Source organism: Mycobacterium sp. pR1184 (genome assembly GCF_041287235.1).
Lineage (GTDB): Bacteria > Actinomycetota > Actinomycetes > Mycobacteriales > Mycobacteriaceae > Mycobacterium.
The window spans coordinates 185859-200679 of record NZ_JBGGKR010000006.1; the positions used below are offsets into that span (position 1 = coordinate 185859).

Annotated in this window: 13 protein-coding genes; 2 read left to right on the forward strand and 11 right to left on the reverse strand. The window is 67.4% G+C overall.

Annotated features, from left to right (window positions below; translation table 11 throughout):
* Window positions 1-28: 28 nt before the first annotated feature.
* From ACAG21_RS12880 to dop, 10 genes are all read right to left on the reverse strand, one after another.
* Window positions 29-2785, reverse strand: a complete 2757-nt coding sequence (locus ACAG21_RS12880) for a DEAD/DEAH box helicase (RefSeq protein ID WP_370496635.1) — start codon at window positions 2783-2785, stop codon at window positions 29-31.
* Window positions 2786-2808: 23 nt separating this feature from the next.
* Entirely contained in the window at window positions 2809-3777 is a 969-nt protein-coding gene (gene tatC, locus ACAG21_RS12885) for a twin-arginine translocase subunit TatC (RefSeq protein WP_370496506.1), read from the reverse strand.
* Window positions 3778-3819: 42 nt separating this feature from the next.
* A complete protein-coding gene (gene tatA, locus ACAG21_RS12890; protein WP_370496507.1) occupies window positions 3820-4083 on the reverse strand; it encodes a Sec-independent protein translocase subunit TatA in 264 nt (87 codons plus the stop codon).
* Between the two features lie 72 nt (window positions 4084-4155).
* On the reverse strand, window positions 4156-5127 hold the full coding sequence (locus ACAG21_RS12895; protein ID WP_370496508.1) for a helix-turn-helix transcriptional regulator: 972 nt from the start codon (window positions 5125-5127) through the stop codon (window positions 4156-4158).
* Window positions 5124-6110 carry a helix-turn-helix transcriptional regulator gene (locus ACAG21_RS12900; RefSeq protein WP_370496510.1) on the reverse strand — a complete coding sequence of 329 codons (987 nt, stop codon included), beginning with the start codon at window positions 6108-6110 and terminating at the stop codon, window positions 5124-5126. Before ACAG21_RS12900 ends, ACAG21_RS12895 begins: the two co-directional genes overlap by 4 nt.
* Window positions 6111-6173: 63 nt before the next feature.
* Window positions 6174-7532 (reverse strand): Pup--protein ligase, encoded by a 1359-nt coding sequence (gene pafA / locus ACAG21_RS12905; RefSeq protein ID WP_370496511.1) that lies wholly within the window; start codon window positions 7530-7532, stop codon window positions 6174-6176.
* Window positions 7533-7586: 54 nt separating this feature from the next.
* Window positions 7587-8342, reverse strand: a complete 756-nt coding sequence (gene prcA, locus ACAG21_RS12910; RefSeq protein WP_370496512.1) for a proteasome subunit alpha — start codon at window positions 8340-8342, stop codon at window positions 7587-7589.
* On the reverse strand, window positions 8339-9217 hold the full coding sequence (prcB, locus tag ACAG21_RS12915) for a proteasome subunit beta (RefSeq protein ID WP_370496513.1): 879 nt from the start codon (window positions 9215-9217) through the stop codon (window positions 8339-8341). Before prcB ends, prcA begins: the two co-directional genes overlap by 4 nt.
* Window positions 9214-9408 carry a ubiquitin-like protein Pup gene (locus ACAG21_RS12920; protein WP_085220395.1) on the reverse strand — a complete coding sequence of 65 codons (195 nt, stop codon included), beginning with the start codon at window positions 9406-9408 and terminating at the stop codon, window positions 9214-9216. Before ACAG21_RS12920 ends, prcB begins: the two co-directional genes overlap by 4 nt.
* A gap of 102 nt (window positions 9409-9510) precedes the next feature.
* Window positions 9511-11019, reverse strand: a complete 1509-nt coding sequence (dop, locus tag ACAG21_RS12925) for a pup deamidase/depupylase (RefSeq protein WP_342929382.1) — start codon at window positions 11017-11019, stop codon at window positions 9511-9513.
* 69 nt (window positions 11020-11088) lie between these two features.
* Between dop and ACAG21_RS12930 the strand changes: the two genes are divergently transcribed.
* Window positions 11089-12270, forward strand: coding sequence for a hypothetical protein (locus tag ACAG21_RS12930; protein ID WP_370496514.1), 1182 nt, complete (start codon window positions 11089-11091; stop codon window positions 12268-12270).
* Window positions 12245-12880 (forward strand): hypothetical protein, encoded by a 636-nt coding sequence (locus tag ACAG21_RS12935; RefSeq protein WP_370496636.1) that lies wholly within the window; start codon window positions 12245-12247, stop codon window positions 12878-12880. Before ACAG21_RS12930 ends, ACAG21_RS12935 begins: the two co-directional genes overlap by 26 nt.
* Window positions 12881-12900: 20 nt before the next feature.
* Here ACAG21_RS12935 and arc read toward each other — a convergent pair whose 3' ends face one another.
* Window positions 12901-14730, reverse strand: a complete 1830-nt coding sequence (gene arc, locus ACAG21_RS12940; RefSeq protein WP_370496515.1) for a proteasome ATPase — start codon at window positions 14728-14730, stop codon at window positions 12901-12903.
* Between the last annotated feature and the right edge of the window lie 91 nt (window positions 14731-14821).

Genomic DNA, 14821 nt, shown 5'->3' on the forward strand with positions numbered 1-14821 from the left:
GGCCCTGTAACGGTAGCTCGGAGCCAGCCTACCCGGCGTCAACTGCGACGACGCCGCGCCGAACATCGTTGATAGCGCGCTTCGCCGTCGCTCGCAGTTCGGCATCCGGCGCGGCATTGCGCACCTGGTCCAACAGGTCGAGCACCTGGCGACACCACCGTACGAAATCGCCTGCCAACAACGGCGAACCGCTGCCGATCGCGTCGGCCGCGGCCAGCGAGGCGGCCAGATCGCCGGTCCGGGCCCAGCGGTAGACGACGGTGACGAAACCGTCGTCGGGTTCTCGGCTCGGTGCGATGCGATGTGTTTGCTCGTCGGCGCGCAGCGCGAATGACAACTTCGCGGTCTGCAGCAACGCCTGCCGCAACCGCGGCGTGGGCGCCTCGGCGGCAAACGGAGCGCTGGGGCCGTCACCGCCGCGGGTCTCGTAGACCACCGACGAGACGACGGCGGCCAACTCGGCGGGCTTCAGCTCCGCCCACGCGCCGGTGCGCAGGCATTCGGCGACCAGCAGGTCGCTCTCGCTGTAGATCCGGGCCAACAGCCGACCGTCGTCGGTGACGCGCGGATCACCCGCGGTGCCCCGGATGAACTGGCGCTCGGTGAGCAGCCCGACGATCCGGTCGAACGTGCGCGCCAGCGAGTTGGTGGCGGCGGCGACCTTCTTTTCCAGCTGCGCGTTGTCGCGTTCGATGCGCAGATAGCGCTCGGCCTCACGAACCTGCGCCTCCACGCCCGGGCTGTTATGCGCCGGGTGGCGGCGCAGCTCCTCCCGCAACGACGCCAGCTCCGGGTCGTGAAAGCCGCCGTCGGGATTCGCGGCGCGGCGACGCGACGCAACATCGAGCCCAGCGGCGGCAGATCGCAGCGCCGAAGCCAGATCGCGGCGCACCCTCGGCTGACGATGTTCGACGCGCTTGGGCAACGACATCGACCCCAGCGGCGCCGAGGCACCCGAGTAGTCGGCCGACGAAATCCGGCCCGCCCAACGGTGTTCGGTGAGAACCAGCGGCCGCGGGTCGTCCCCGTCGCGCGCCGATTCCAGCACCACCGCCAGGCCGCTGTGCCGGCCGTTGGTGATCGTGATGATGTCGCCGCGGCGCAATCCGGTCAGCGCCTCATTGGCTGCCTGGCGCCGGTGCAGCCGCGACGCCCGGGACTGCGCGCGTTCCATCTCGGTGATCCGTGCGCGCATCCGGGCGTATTCCAGGATCGGCGCGTCGGCCCCACCCAGTTCGGCGGCGATCTCGTCTTGCATCCGCTTGCCGCGGTCGATGCCTTTCACCAACCCGACGACAGACCGGTCGGCCTGGTACTGCGCGAACGACTGCTCCAGCAGTTGGTGCGCCTGCTCCGGCCCCATGTGCTGGACCAGGTTGATCGTCATGTTGTACGACGGCGCGAACGAGCTTTTCAGCGGGAACGTCCGGGTGGACGCCAGCCCGGCGACCGCCGACGGCTCGGAGGTCTCCTCGGCGGGATGCCAAAGCACCACGGCGTGCCCCTCGACGTCGATCCCGCGCCGGCCGGCCCGCCCGGTCAGCTGCGTGTACTCCCCCGGGGTCAGCGGCACGTGCGCCTCGCCGTTGAACTTCACCAGCCGCTCGAGGACCACCGTGCGGGCGGGCATGTTGATGCCCAGCGCCAGGGTTTCGGTGGCGAACACCGCCTTGACCAGTCCGGCCGTGAACAGCTCCTCGACGGTGTGCCGGAAGGCCGGCAACATGCCGGCGTGGTGGGCCGCCAAACCGCGCAGCAACCCCTCCCGCCACTCGTAGTAGCCCAGCACCGCGAGGTCGGCTTCGGCGAGGTCGCCGCAGCGGTGCTCGATGACCTCGGCGATCTGGGCGCGTTCCTCCTCGGTGGTGAGCCGCAGCGGCGAGCGCAGGCACTGCTGCACCGCGGCATCGCAGCCCGCGCGCGAGAACACGAACGTGATGGCCGGCAGCAGCCCCTCGGAGTCCAGCGTCGCGATCACGTCCGGTCGCGCGGGTGGCCGGTAAAACCGTGGGCGCTCGGGGCGGCCTCTTCCCGACTGACGGCGAGGACCACGCCAATCACCCATCCGGTCGGCCTCGCGGCGGTGCGCAATGTGGCGCAGCAGTTCAGGATTCACCCGCGGCTGACGATCGGCGGCCGGTTTCTCGTTCTCGTAATCGAACAGGTCCAGCAGGCGCCTGCCGACCAATACGTGTTGCCACAGCGGCACCGGCCGGTGCTCGTCGACGACGACCGTGGTGTCGCCGCGCACGGTCTGGATCCAGCCGCCGAACTCCTCGGCGTTACTCACCGTCGCCGACAGGCTGACCAGCCGCACTTCGTCGGGCAGATGCAGGATCACCTCTTCCCACACCGGACCCCGCATCCGGTCGGCAAGGAAATGCACCTCGTCCATCACCACATGGGAAAGACCTTGCAGCGCAGCCGAATCCGCGTACAGCATGTTGCGCAGCACTTCGGTGGTCATCACCACCACGGGCGCGTCGGCGTTCAGCGACACGTCGCCGGTCAACAGCCCGATCCGGTCGCGTCCATAGCGTGCCGTCAGGTCGGTGTGCTTCTGGTTGCTCAACGCCTTGATCGGAGTGGTGTAGAAGCACTTGTTGCCGGCCGCCAGCGCCAAGTGAACCGCGAACTCGCCGACCACCGTCTTGCCGGCACCCGTTGGCGCACAGACCAATACGCCGTGCCCGCGTTCGAGCGCCGCACAGGCCCGGGCCTGGAAATCGTCGAGCGCAAACGGCAATTCCGCGGTGAACCGTGGCAGCTCGGTCAGTTCGGTCACGCCGCCGTCAGGTGCCGCCGACATCACGTGACGTCGTCGTGTTGCCCGGCGTGCAACGACGGTTCGGGCTGCGGCTCGGAGATGGGTCCGGCCGGCTCGATGACCGACGCTTGGTCGTCGGGGATCGCGGTTTGGGCTTCGCGCTTGGCTTTTCGCTTGTCATGGACGCGGGAGATCTGAATGGCCAGCTCCTGAAGCACGGACAGCGCGACGCCCAGTGCGGTCATCGAAAACGGGTCGGAACCGGGGGTGAACACCGCCGCGAACACGAACATCGCGAAGATCAGGCCGCGCCGCCAGGCCTTGAGCTTCTCGTAGGGCAGCACACCGACCATGTTGAGCATGACGATCAGCAGCGGGAATTCGAAGCTGAATCCGAACACGAGCAGCAGGTTGATCAGGAAGCCGAAATAGCGATCGCCGGACAGCGCGGTCACCTGCACGTCGCTGCCGACGGTCAGCAGGAAGCCCAGCGCCTGGGACAGCACGAAGTAGGCCAGGATCGCGCCGCCGACGAAAAGCAGTGCGGCGGGGATCACGAACCCGATCGCGAAGCGGCGTTCCTTCTGATACAGCCCGGGCGTGATGAACGCCCACAGCTCGTAGAACCACACCGGGCAGGCCAGCACGATCCCGGCCGTCATCCCGACCTTGAGCCGCAGCATGAATTGGTCGAACGGCGCCGTCGCCAACAACCGGCACTGCCCGTCGGCGCTGATGTCCGCGCGCGCCGACTGCGGCAGCGAGCAGTACGGATGACGCAGCCACTCGCCCAGGCTTTCCAGCCCGAACACCGAATGCCCGTACCAGATGAAGCCGAAAATCGTCGTGACCAGGATCGCGGCCAGCGAGATCAGCAGCCGGGTGCGCAGCTCGGTCAGGTGGTCGACCAGCGACATGGTCGCGTCGGGATTGGTCCGACTGCGCCTGTTGCGCGGATTGAGGTGCTTCAGAAACGCAGCAGTGCGCGCTGAAGTCTTGAATGCTTTCACGACGCTCGGTCAGTGGCGCTCGGGCACCGCGGCCGATGCCCCCTAAGCGGGGCGCGCTTCGGTGTGGCCCTGCTCGGAGGCCGACGGGTCGACCCGCTGCGACTGCACGGGCTGCGGAGCCGCCGCAGGGGTTTCGATGGAAGGCGCGTCGGACTTGCTCTCCGTCTGCATTTCCCGCATTTCGGACTTGAAGATGCGCATCGACTTGCCCAGCGAACGCGCTGCGTCCGGGAGCTTCTTGGCACCGAACAGCAGGATGACGACGACCGCGAGGATCGCCCAGTGCCACGGACTAAGACTGCCCACTTTGATTACCTCCAGACGTCCACCCGATGCTACCGCAGCACGGCCAACTGCCGGTGTGCCCGCGCCGTGCGGTCAGGACGTCACCGCCTGGTAGGACTCCAAGGCCGCCGCCGCGGCATCTCGTACACGCTGGGCAAGCGACTGCGGTTCAACAACTCGCACGTCCGGCCCGAAGCCCAGCACCAGGCGTGTCATCCAGTCCTCGGAGGCATACGTCATGACCGCCTCGCACGACCCGTCCGGCAGCTCGCGCACGTCGCGCATCGGGTAGTACTCGAACATCCACGACGCGGCCGGAGACACCCGCAGCTTGGCCGACGGCAGCGAGGGATCCCCGTCGAACAGCGACGTGTCCGGCGGGGCCTGCAGCGCCGGCTGCGGCGGGGCAGCCGGTTCCCCCAGCTCGGTCGCCTCAACGATCCGGTCGAAGCGGAACAACCGCACGCCGTCGGCTTCGCGCGACCACGCCTCCAGATAGCTGTGTCCGCCGATCAGCAGCACCCGGATGGGGTCGACGATCCGGCTGGTCAGGGTGTCGTGCGAGGCCGAGTAGTAGTCGATGGCCAGCGCGTGTTTGTACTGCACGGCGGTGCGGACAACGGCCGCGGCCCGGTTCTCGATGGGTGCCGGCTCGTCGATCGCCGTGGCTGTACCCGTCGCGTCCTGTCCGACGGCGCCGGCCGCGGCGGCGATCTTGGCGATCGCGCTGCGGGCCGCCTCCGGATCGACCACGCCCGGAATGTCGGCCAGCGCACGCAGCGCGACCAGCAGACCGGTGGCCTCCGGCGAGGTGAGCTTGAGCGGGCGGTCGATGCCCGCCGAGAACGTCACCTCGATGGTGTCGCCGGAGAACTCGAAGTCGATGAGATCACCCGGGAAGTAGCCGGGCAGCCCGCACATCCACAGCTGGTTGAGGTCCTCCTCCAGCTGCTTGGCCGACACCCCCAGCTTGGCGGCGGCCTCGGCGCGGGTGATCCGCGGGTTGGCCTGGAAATACGGCACCATGTTGAGCAGCCGGACCAGGCGGGTCGACACGGGAGTCATGAGGCTTCCGCCTGGGCGCGCAGCCGGGCCAGCACGTCGTCGCGCAGTGTTTGCGGCTCCAGCACCACGGCGTCGACCCCGTATCCGGCGATTTCGCGGGCCAGCCGGTCGCCGGAGTGGATCTCCAGCTCGATCACCTCGCCGTCGCGCCCGCCCAGCTGCCGCGCACCCGTAGACGTTCCCGCGCGACGCAACGCCGTGGCCCGCCCGTCGGCGACCCAGACCAGGGCCTGCGTGCCGGTGGGTGTTTCGGCGACGGTCTGCGCGACGATCTTGCGCAGGTCGACGCCGTCGGGGACGGTGACGGCGCCGGCCGGGCCGATCGGTTCGACGTCGACGCCGATGCGCGACAGCCGGAAGGTGCGGGTCGCGTCGCGGTCACGGTCGTGACCGACGAGATACCAGCGGCCCTTCTCGGTGACCACCCCCCACGGCTCGACGGTGCGCATCGTGTAGGGCTCGGCGCGCGACGGGCGGTGCGGAAACCGCACGGCCTGCCGGGAATCGATGGCGGACAACAGGATTCCGAGCACATCCTCGGACCCACGCAGACCCGGCACACCCTCCGGGGAGGCGATGGCCACCGGCGCCTCGGGGTCGACGTCGACACCGGCGGCGCGCAGCTTGAGCAGTGCGCCCTGCGTCGCGGTGATCAGTTCGGGTGACTCCCAGAGCTGGGTGGCGACGGCGACCGCGGCCGCCTCGTCGGCGGTCAGTTCGACCGGCGGCAGCGCGTAGGCGTCGCGGTTGATGCGGTACCCCTCGCTGGGGTCCAGCGCCGACACCCGGCCGACCTCGAGCGGGATGCCGAGGTCGCGCAATTCGTTCTTGTCGCGCTCGAACATCCGGGAAAACGCCTCGAGGCTGGGGCTTTCCGAATAGCCGGCCACGCTGGACCGGATCTTTTCCGCGGTGATGTAGCCGCGAGTGGACAGCAGGGCGATGACGAGATTTACCAGCCGTTCGACTTTCGAGGTCGCCATTTGCTCCAGGTTAGATGGCTCGCACCGGCCGCGCGCACCGACTCGCGGTGGACCCCGAGGGGGTCACATGCTGGCGATGAGCCGCTTCACCCGCTCGTCGACGGCCCGGAACGGGTCCTTGCACAGCACGGTGCGCTGGGCCTGGTCGTTGAGCTTGAGGTGCACCCAGTCGACGGTGAAGTCGCGACCGGCCGCCTGTGCGGCGCTGATGAATTCGCCGCGCAGCCGCGCCCGGGTGGTCTGGGGCGGGTTGTCGACCGCCTCGGCGATGTCCTCGTCGGTGGTGACGCGCGCCGCGAGGCCCTTACGCTGCAGCAGATCGAACACACCGCGACCACGCTTGATGTCGTGGTAGGCCAGGTCCAGCTGGGCGATCTTGGGGTCGGCCAGCTCCATGTTGTAGCGGTCCTGGTAGCGCTGGAACAGCTTGCGTTTGATCACCCAGTCGATCTCGGTGTCGACCTTGGCGAAGTCCTGGCTCTCGACGGCGTCGAGCTGGCGGCCCCACAGGTCGACGACCTGCTCGATCTGCGCGTTGGGCTCCCGGGTCTGCAGGTGCTCGACGGCGCGGGTGTAGTACTCCCGCTGGATGTCCAGCGCGCTGGCCTGACGCCCGCCGGCCAGCCGCACCGGACGGCGGCCGGTGATGTCGTGGCTGACCTCGCGGATGGCGCGGATCGGATTGTCCAGCGAGAAGTCGCGAAACGGCACACCGGATTCGATCATCTCGAGCACCAGCGCGGCGGTGCCCACCTTGAGCATGGTGGTGGTCTCGCACATATTGGAGTCGCCGACGATGACGTGCAGCCGCCGGTACTTCTCGGCGTCGGCGTGCGGCTCATCACGGGTGTTGATGATCGGGCGGCTGCGGGTGGTGGCCGACGAAACGCCTTCCCAGATGTGCTCGGCGCGCTGCGACAGGCAGAACGTCGCGGCCTTGGGGGTCTGCAGCACCTTGCCGGCCCCGCAGATCAGCTGGCGGGTGACCAGGAAGGGCAGCAGCACGTCGGAGATCCGGGAGAACTCACCGGCCCGCACGATCAGGTAATTCTCGTGGCACCCGTAGGAGTTGCCCGCGGAGTCGGTGTTGTTCTTGAACAGGTAAATGTCGCCGCCGATGCCTTCGTCGGCAAGCCGCTGCTCGGCGTCTACGAGTAGGTCTTCCAGCACCCATTCCCCGGCCCGGTCGTGGGTGACCAGCTGCACCAGGCTGTCGCACTCGGCGGTGGCGTACTCGGGGTGGCTGCCCACATCGAGATACAACCGGGCGCCGTTACGCAAGAACACGTTGGAGCTGCGACCCCATGACACCACCCGGCGGAAAAGGTAGCGGGCTACCTCGTCCGGGGACAGGCGGCGATGGCCGTGGAACGTGCAGGTGACACCGAACTCGGTCTCGATGCCCATGATTCGTCGCTGCACATCATCGAGGGTACTGGTTGTCTGAGCGCGACGGTCAGCAGCCGCGCCAAGGGGCTAAGATTCGCCGTCTGAATCCGGGGAATCGCCCTCGGATTTCGCGCCCTTCGACTCCTGCAGCAAGTTCTCCAGGGTGGACCCGCCGATACGCCGGAACGCGCGCCGCGGCCGGTTCGCGTCCAGGATGGCGACCTCGAGGTTGGCCACGTCCAGACTGTGTTCGTCACTGCCGTTGCTGCTCCCGGCTCGCAGCGCGTCGACGGCGATCCCCAAAGCAGCGCGCAGGTCGGCGTTTTCGGCGTACGACTCCTTGAGCGCGGTGGTGATCGGCTCGGTGGTGCCGCCCATCACCACGAAGTGTGGCTCGTCGGCGATGGACCCGTCGTAGGTGATCCGGTACATCTCAGGCGCTTTGGTCTCGCCGTAGTGGGCAACCTCGGCGACGCACAACTCGACCTCATACGGCTTGGCCTGCTCGGTGAAGATGGTGCCGAGGGTCTGCGCGTAGACGTTGGCCAGCTGCCGTCCGGTGACGTCGCGGCGGTCGTAGGCGTAGCCGCGGGTGTCGGCGAACTGGATGCCGCCGCGCCGCAGGTTGTCGAACTCGTTGAACTTGCCCGCGGCCGCAAAACCCACGCGGTCGTAGAGCTCGCTGATCTTCTGCAGGGACCGCGACGGGTTCTCGGCGACGAACAGCACACCGCCGGCGTAGGCCAGCGCAACCACGCTGCGGCCCCGAGCGATGCCCTTGCGCGCGAGCTCGCTGCGCTCACGCATCGCCTGCTCAGGCGAGATGAAATACGGGAAGCTCACTTCTCACCGCCATCCGGGCCGAAAGTGTCTGCACGCGAGCGACTTTCGATCACCTCGCGGGCCAATTCGGCGATCCGGCTCTCGGGCACGTCGACCGCTCCGTCGGCGCCGATGGTGACCGCCGTCGGGAAGATCCCGCGCACCAGATCCGGTCCGCCGGTGGCGGAATCGTCATCGGCGGCGTCGTAGAGCGACTCCACGGCTACCCGCAGCGCCGAGTCGGCGTCGGTGACTTGGGCGTACAGCTTCTTGATCGACGACTTGGCGAAGATCGACCCCGACCCCACCGACTGGTAGCCCTCTTCCTCGATGTTCCAGCCGCCCGCGGCGTCGAACGAGACTATGCGCCCGGCACTTTCCGGGTCGGGCGCGTGGATGTCGTATCCCGCCAGCAGCGGCAGCGCGACCAGCCCCTGCATCGCGGCGGCCAGGTTGCCGCGCACCATGATCGCGAGCCGGTTGACCTTGCCGGCGAACGTCAGCGGGACGCCTTCCAGCTTCTCGTAGTGCTCCAGCTCCACCGCGTACAGGCGAGCGAATTCGACGGCGATCGCGGCGGTGCCGGCGATGCCGGTCGCGGTGTAGTCGTCGGTGATGTAGACCTTCTTGACGTCCCGGCCCGCGATCATGTTGCCCTGGGTAGAGCGCCGGTCACCGGCGATCAGGACGCCGCCGGGGTATTTCAGGGCGACGATCGTGGTGCCGTGCGGCAGCCCGGCGTCACCACCGGATCGGCCGGAGCCACCGCCCAAGACGGCCGGGAGCAACTCCGGCGCCTGACGGCGCAACAGGTCCGCGAAGGACGAGGTATTTACAGCAGAAAATCCGGGTAGTGCCGAGTTAGTGGACAGGCGATCGGGGAAAGGCCAGGTCACTGTCCGCCCTTTTGGACATACGCGCGGACGAAGTCCTCGGCGTTTTCCTCCAGGACGTCGTCAATCTCGTCGAGCAGATCGTCGGTTTCCTCGGTCAGTTTCTCGCGACGCTCTTGGCCCGCAGCCGTGGTGCCAACGACGTCATCTTCGTCGCCGCCGCCACCGCCACGTTTGGTTTGCTCCTGCGCCATCGCCGCCTCCTGCTATGTCTGGGCTTGCTCACTGGCCGCTTAAGCCGCCCGCTGGTATCTCTACCCTACCGGTCAAAGCCGACGTTCTTTGGTTAACAGACCTCAGCTCGTCAGTTGTTCCACCAGTTCGACGGCACTGTCCACGGAGTCCAGCAGGGCTCCGACGTGCGCTTTGCTGCCCCGTAGCGGCTCCAGCGTCGGGATGCGCACCAGCGAATCGCCACCGAGATCGAAAATCACCGAGTCCCAACTGGCCGCGGCGATGTCGGCGCCGAATCGGCGCAGGCATTCACCGCGGAAGTACGCACGGGTATCGGTCGGCGGGTTGTCCACCGCCTCGAGCACCTGGTGTTCGCTGACCAGACGCTTCATCGAGCCGCGCGCGACCAGCCGGTTGTACAGGCCCTTGTCCAGCCGGACGTCGGAATATTGCAGGTCCACCAGGTGCAGCCGCGGCGCCGACCAGCTCAGGTTCTCGCGTTGCCGGAACCCCTCGAGCAATCGCAGCTTGGCCGGCCAATCCAGCAGCTCCGCGCACTCCATCGGGTCGCGCTCGAGCAAGTCCAGCACGTGCGCCCAGGTCTCGACAACGTGCGCTGCCCGCGGGTCGGGGTCGCGACCGTCGACCAGTTTGGCCACCCGATCGAGGTAGATCCGTTGCAGCGCAAGCGCGGTCAGCTCCCGGCCGTCGGCCATGGCCACCGCCACGCGCAGCGACGGGTCGCGGCTGATCGCGTGCACCGCGTGCACCGGCCGGGCCAGCGCCAGATCGCTCAGGTCGATGCCGTGCATCGGGCCCTCTTCGATCAAATCCAGGGCCAGCGCCGTGGTGCCCAGCTTGAGGTAGGTCGACGTCTCGGCGAGGTTGGCGTCGCCGATGATCACATGCAGCCGGCGATACCGGTCGGCGTCGGCGTGCGGCTCGTCGCGGGTGTTGATGATGCCGCGCTTCAGCGTGGTCTCCAGCCCGACCTCGACCTCGATGTAGTCGGAGCGCTGGGACAGCTGAAAGCCGGGCTCGTCCCCCGACGGGCCGATGCCGACCCGCCCGGAGCCGGTGACCACCTGCCGGGACACCAAAAACGGCGTCAGGCCGGCGATGATGGCCGAAAACGGCGTCTGCCGGCTCATCAGGTAGTTCTCGTGCGACCCGTAGGAGGCGCCCTTGCCGTCGACGTTGTTCTTGTAGAGCTGCAGCTTGGCGGCTCCGGGCACGCTGGCGACGTGGCGCGCGGCGGCCTCCATCACCCGCTCACCGGCCTTGTCCCAGATCACCGCGTCCAGCGGGTCGGTGCACTCCGGCGCGGAGTACTCGGGGTGCGCGTGGTCGACGTAGAGCCGCGCGCCGTTGGTCAGGATCATGTTGGCCGCGCCGACCTCGTCGGCGTCGACCACCGGTGGCGGGCCGGCCGAGCGGCTCAGGTCGAAACCGCGGGCGTCGCGCAGCGGCGACTCCACCTCGTAGTCCCACCGGGTGCGCTTGGCGCGCTGAATGCCGGCGGCGGCCGCGTAGGCCAACACCGCCTGAGTCGAAGTGAGGATCGGGTTGGCGGTCGGGTCGGTCGGCGACGAAATGCCGTACTCGACCTCCGTCCCGATAATCCGTTGCATGCGTTAAGGGTAGGCGTGCCGACGAGAACGACCCGCACGCGGGTTGCTGCGCCACTAGGGTGTGCCGGTGTGGACGTAACTGCGCGCCGCACGCGGGACAGCCAGAAGGCAGCGACGGCTGCGGCTGAAAAGTGGTTCCTGCAGCGCGGTTTGCCGTCGGTGCTGACGACGCGGGGCCGCTGGCGCCGGCTCTGGCCGCGGTGCGCCCCGATGCTGGCCGCCTGGGCGGCGGTCGAAGCGTGCCTGCTGGGCGTCTATTTCGTCAGCGACGGCAACGAAGTCTCCATCAACGGCACGCCGACCACCCACCAGTGGGTGATTCTGGCGCTGCTCGCGGCCGCTTTGCCGCTGGGCGCCCTGCTGGGCTGGCTGGTGTCCCGGCTGTCGAGCTGGGGCACCCGCGCGAGCGTCGCGACCGCGGCGCTGGCCGTCGCGGTGGGATGCGGGGTCATCGAGTCCGGCCCCGTTCAGCTGACCCGGGACGCCGTCATCTTGGCCGCAGTGCTGCTGCTGACCGGCTCCGGCGTGGGGTCGGTGCTGGCGTGGGCGGTCCGCATGACGGTCGAGCACCTCTCGACGGTCGGCACGCTGGCCGTGCGGGCGCTGCCGATCGTGCTGCTGACCGCGTTGGTGTTCTTCAACACCTACGTCTGGTTGATGGCCGCGAACATCAACGGCGAGCGGCTCTCGCTGGCCATCTTCTTTCTGCTCGGCATCGCGGGGACATTCGTCGTCTCCAAGACCGTGGAACGGGTGCGGCCGCTGCTGAAGTCGACGGCATCACTGCCCGAAGGCAGCGACTACCTCGCCGGCACGCCTTTCGCCACGATGCGTGAGCCCTCGGCCGGCTCACCGCTCAAGCGCGCCGAACGCCTGAATGTGGTGTTCCTACTGGCGACCTCGCAGCTGATCGAGATCCTGGTCGTGGCCGCCGTCGGCGCCACGATGTACCTCATCCTCGGGCTGATCATCCTGACGCCGCCGCTGCTCAAGGAGTGGGCGCACAACACCGCGACCACCTCGACGGTGTTCGGGTTCACGTTCCCTGCTCCGGACTCGCTGATCCACATGTGCCTGTTCCTCGGCGCGCTGACGTTCATGTACATCGCCGCCCGCGCGGTCGACGATGCCGAGTACCGGGCGATGTTTCTGGACCCACTGGTCGACGACCTGCACACCGCCCTGGCGGCGCGCAACCGCTACCTGGGCAACGTCGCCGACGAATCTGACACCACGACAGAAAGCGAGTAAGCAAGTGACCGACCTGTCCGGAAAGCGTTATGGCGAAGTACTTCTCGTCGAGGTGGGCGAATCCGGCCCGCAAGCCACCGTCTACAACAGCTTTCCGCTCAACGACTGTCCGGCCGAGTTGTGGTCCAAGCTCGACGCGGCGGCCATCGCGGCCGAACACGGCGCCGCCGCGGCCTTGCTCAACGGCCCGCGCTACTGGCTGATGAACGCGATCGAAAAGCAGGCCGACGGCCCGCAAGAGCGGATGACGTTCGGCGGCATCGAGATGATCAAGCAGGCCACCGTGGCGCTGTCGTCGATGAACCCCGCGCCCTACACCGTCAACGAAGTGACCCGCAATACGGTCTTCGTCTTCAACGCCGGCGAAGAGATTTACGAGCTGATCGATCCCGACGGCAAGCGCTGGGTCATGCAGACCTGGAGCCAGGTCGCCGACCCCAACCTGTCACGGGCCGACCTGGCCGGACTGGCCGAGCGGCTGACACTGCCGCAGGGGTGGAGCTATCAGCCGCGAGTGCTCACCGAGACGTTGCGGGTCGACACGACAGATCGCCCCGCGCGCGTGACGCAGGACGATCTGACGAACACCTACTCGTTCGAATTCGACTGAGCCGCTTAGGGATTGAATCCCTAGAGGTACTGGCCGAGGTTCGATTCGGTATCGATGGCGCGCGACGCGCTCGACGACTTGCCGGTGACCAGGGTGCGGATGTAGACGATCCGCTCGCCCTTCTTGCCCGAGATCCGCGCCCAGTCATCGGGGTTGGTGGTGTTGGGCAGGTCCTCGTTCTCGGCGAACTCGTCGACGATCGAGTCGAGCAGGTGCTGGATCCGCAGACCGGGCTGACCGGTCTCCAGCACCGACTTGATCGCGTTCTTCTTCGCGCGGTCGACGACGTTCTGAATCATGGCCCCGGAGTTGAAGTCCTTGAAGTACATGACTTCCTTGTCACCGTTGGCATAGGTGACTTCCAGGAACCGGTTGTCGTCGATCTCGGCGTACATCCGCTCGACGACCTTCTCGATCATCGCGTGGACGCAGGCCGACCGGTCGCCGTCGAACTCGGCGAGATCGTCGGCGTGCACCGGCAGCGTCTCGACCAGATACTTCGAGAAAATGTCTTGTGCCGCTTCGGCATCGGGCCGCTCGATCTTGATCTTCACGTCGAGACGTCCGGGCCGCAGGATCGCGGGGTCGATCATGTCCTCGCGGTTGGAGGCGCCGATCACGATGACGTTCTCCAGACCCTCGACACCGTCGATCTCGCTCAGCAGCTGCGGGACCACCGTGGTCTCGACATCCGACGACACACCGGTCCCGCGAGTGCGGAAGATCGAGTCCATCTCGTCGAAGAACACGATCACCGGCGTACCCTCGGACGCCTTCTCGCGGGCCCGCTGGAAGATCAGCCGGATGTGTCGCTCGGTCTCGCCGACGAACTTGTTCAGCAGCTCGGGACCCTTGATGTTGAGGAAGTACGACTTCGCCTCGCGGGCGTCGTCGCCGCGCACCTCGGCCATCTTCTTGGCCAGCGAGTTGGCGACTGCCTTGGCGATCAGCGTCTTACCGCAACCGGGCGGACCGTAGAGCAGCACACCCTTGGGCGGACGCAGCGCGTACTCCCGGTAGAGCTCCTTGTGCAGGAACGGCAGCTCCACCGCGTCGCGGATCTGCTCGATCTGCCGGGTCAGACCGCCGATGTCGGAGTAGCTGACGTCGGGCACCTCTTCGAGCACCAGGTCCTCGACCTCGGCCTTGGGAATGCGCTCGAACGCGTAGCCGGCTTTGGTGTCGACCAGTAGAGAATCGCCAGGCCGCAACTTGCGCGGCCTGGTGTCGTCGTTGAGTGCGTCGGGAACCCCGTCGGGCAGGTCCTCGGCCACCAGTGGCTCGGCCAGCCAGACGATCCGTTCCTCGTCGGCGTGGCCCACGACCAAAGCGCGGTGTCCGTCGTTGAGCACCTCGCGCAAAGTCGAGATCTCGCCCACGGATTCGTACGTCCCTGCCTCGACGACGGTCAGGGCTTCGTTGAGCCGGACCGTCTGTCCCTTGCGCAACGACGGCACGTCGATGTTGGGCGAGCAGGTCAGTCGCATCTTGCGACCCGAGGTGAACACGTCGACGGTTTCGTCCTCGTGCGACGAAAGCAGAACGCCGTAACCACTCGGCGGCTGCCCGAGCCGGTCGACTTCTTCCCGCAGCGCCAGCAGCTGCTGCCGGGCCTCTTTAAGAGTTTCCATTAATTTGGAATTGCGGGCCGCAAGCGAGTCGATCCGCGCTTCGAGTTGATGGACATCGCGCGCCGAGCGTGTGCCGGCCGGCGATTCGGCGGCTTGCTCGAGTTGCTCGCGCAGCACCGCGGCTTCGCGGCGCAGCTGTTCCAGCTCGGCAGCATCGCTGCTGGACATGCCGGTTTCATGATTGATCCCGAATGCTTCAGAACGCTCTGACTCACCCATGTTGCGCTCCTTTCCCGCCCCGAATTGATGCGGTGGATCCTTACAACGCTACCGGCGATTGGCCGTTCATGCGTGAACTCAAAAGCCATCA

What these genes read in the sequence shown, in the direction of transcription:
- dop (WP_342929382.1), bottom strand. Translation starts at nt 11,019, where the DNA reads ATGCAACGGATTATCGGGACGGAGGTCGAGTACGGCATTTCGTCGCCG.
- ACAG21_RS12920 (WP_085220395.1), bottom strand. Translation starts at nt 9,408, where the DNA reads ATGGCGCAGGAGCAAACCAAACGTGGCGGTGGCGGCGGCGACGAAGAT.
- ACAG21_RS12895 (WP_370496508.1), bottom strand. Translation starts at nt 5,127, where the DNA reads ATGACTCCCGTGTCGACCCGCCTGGTCCGGCTGCTCAACATGGTGCCG.
- ACAG21_RS12900 (WP_370496510.1), bottom strand. Translation starts at nt 6,110, where the DNA reads ATGGCGACCTCGAAAGTCGAACGGCTGGTAAATCTCGTCATCGCCCTG.
- arc (WP_370496515.1), bottom strand. Translation starts at nt 14,730, where the DNA reads ATGGGTGAGTCAGAGCGTTCTGAAGCATTCGGGATCAATCATGAAACC.